Source organism: Clostridium sp. ZBS15, from assembly GCF_023845705.1.
GTDB classification, from domain to species: Bacteria; Bacillota; Clostridia; order Clostridiales; family Clostridiaceae; genus Clostridium; species Clostridium aquiflavi.
Genome location: NZ_JAMQHY010000003.1, coordinates 47573 through 49841, shown reverse-complemented (window position 1 = coordinate 49841; position 2269 = coordinate 47573). Strand labels below are relative to the sequence as shown.

The window sequence follows — 2269 nt, the reverse complement described above, 5'->3', positions numbered from 1 at the left end:
AGCAGTAAATGTGACAATACTAATTAAGAAATCTAAAAAGCAAATTTCAATGCCACTGCGCCATTATACTAAAATATCATTTTACTTAAAACATGTAGTTATAATAAAAGGTGGACTGAGTAATTGAACTTAGGAATACTAAAAATGATTATAGTCCCATTTTAGCTTGTTCTCAATGTTAAATTGAGACAAGCAGTAAATGTGANNNNTCCAATTACAATGCCATTTTGATCAGATAAAAATCAAATTTTAGAAAAAAACAAAGCCAATAATTAATAGGATAATTATTGCAATTAAAATGTAAAGTCCTGCATTAGTACTTGTTCCAGTAGAATCTTCTTTAGGATTACTTTTTTGATTAGTTGCATTTTTTTCAATTTCTTCAAGTTTTGAACTAATAGTAGAATCATCAAGTTTTTCTTTAGTGGTATTTAAAGTTTCATTAGTTTTTGAAGATTTTTTTTCTTCTAAATCATATCTTGGGAATACTTTCTCAAATGCATAGCATGTAGATGTTATACATTCATTTTTTTCTCCGAGTTCTTTGTTGCAGTAAGGACACTTCATAAAAAATACCTCCTTTTTTTTAGAACTTAATTAATTATTTTTTATAAATAAATTCATAACATATATAGTATAAAAACAATAAAAATATACCTCCTATAAAGTAGTTTATGCTTTATAGAAGGTATATTTTACACATTAATATAAATAATTATTAAAGCTCTGTTTTAAGAAAAGTGTTGATATATGCACAAAAAAGTGGACTGAGTAATTGAACTTAGGAATACTAAAAATGATTATAGTCCCATTTTAGCTTGTTCTCAATATGAAATTAAGACAAGCAGTAAATGTGACAATAATCATTAAGTATTCTCAAAGTNNAGTCCAATTACAATGCCACTTTTTTTAAGCATATATCAACACATATTTAAAACAGAGCCATTATTAAAGATAATGCTTATCTAAGGTAATTATACAATTATATTTAGGGTGAATTGACTTCACTCTTGAACTAATATTATCAATTAGTTCTTCATCTTTAAAAGATGTTTTTAAAGATGCATTTAAAACCAAATCAAATATTAGATTTTTACAGTTTCCATCACCAACGATTCTAAAGTCATGAATAGAATCTATATAATCATATTCATCAATTAATTTTAGAATTTCATCGTGTGCTTCCTTAACCTCACCCTCAATTATACATATAGGGTCCATATGTATAACAAGATAAATCTTAAGTTTTGCAGAAATCTCTCTTTCAGCTTTATCAATTACTTCATGAATTTTCATTATATCAATGTTTGAGGGAATTTCAGCATGTATTGAAGCCATACACTTTCCAGGCCCATAATTATGTATTATTAAATCATGAGATCCAGTAATATGTTCATAAGATAATACCATATCATTTATTCCTTTAACAAGTTCAGGATCAGGAGCTTCACCAAGCAATGGGTTAAGAGTTTCTTTTATTAATGAAAAACCTGAATAAACTATAAATCCAGCAACTATAAGTCCGATAAATCCATCTATAGGAATTGATGTAAACTTAGACACTAAAAAAGAAATAGCAACAGTACTAGAAGTAAAAACATCTCCTAATGCATCTACAGAAGCTGCTTTTAATGCAGAAGAATTAATCCTATTCCCCATAAATTTATTAAAACCAGAAAGCCAAAATTTAAGTCCTATTGAAATTAAAAGAAGAATAAAAGGTACAATTTCAAAGGTAACTGCTTCAGGATTTATAATTCTAGTTAATGATGATTTTATAAATTGAAAACCAACAAGCATAACCATAAATGCAACAATTAAAGCAGAAATATATTCAATTCGCCCATGTCCAAAAGGATGTTCTTTATCAGCAGGTTTACTTGCCATCTTAAAACCTATTATAGTTATAAGAGAAGATGCTGCATCAGATAAGTTATTAAATGCATCAGCAATAATAGCTATACTTGAAGAAAAAAGTCCAACGGAAATTTTTATCAAAAATAGTATAAGATTAATAAAAATTCCTACAAGCCCTCCAAGAATACCATAAGAATTTCTTACTTTATCATCATTTACATTGTGATTATCTTTAATAAACTTAGTAACTAGAAATTTTGAGAACATATATAATCACTCCTATGCTTTATATTAAATAATTTAATTCTAATACAGTAATTAGTATTTGTAAAATATAATATTGCTATAATGTAAAAACTAATAGCTAATAATTAAATTTATTGATACTTTTATATTAGGCTATGTTTTAGCA

At 26.3% G+C, this 2269-nt stretch carries 2 protein-coding genes; both read right to left on the bottom strand.

The features are described 5' to 3' along the window. Positions 1-249 precede the first annotated feature (249 nt). Positions 250-567, bottom strand: coding sequence for a hypothetical protein (locus tag NG904_RS01585; protein WP_252229353.1), 318 nt, complete (start codon positions 565-567; stop codon positions 250-252). Positions 568-948: 381 nt separating this feature from the next. Next, positions 949-2124 (bottom strand): cation diffusion facilitator family transporter, encoded by a 1176-nt coding sequence (locus tag NG904_RS01580; RefSeq protein WP_252229351.1) that lies wholly within the window; start codon positions 2122-2124, stop codon positions 949-951. Between the last annotated feature and the right edge of the window lie 145 nt (positions 2125-2269).

Bases quoted from the DNA above. Each gene is read 5' to 3' on its own strand.
- NG904_RS01585 (WP_252229353.1), bottom strand. From the start codon at position 567: ATGAAGTGTCCTTACTGCAACAAAGAACTCGGAGAAAAAAATGAATGT.
- NG904_RS01580 (WP_252229351.1), bottom strand. From the start codon at position 2,124: ATGTTCTCAAAATTTCTAGTTACTAAGTTTATTAAAGATAATCACAAT.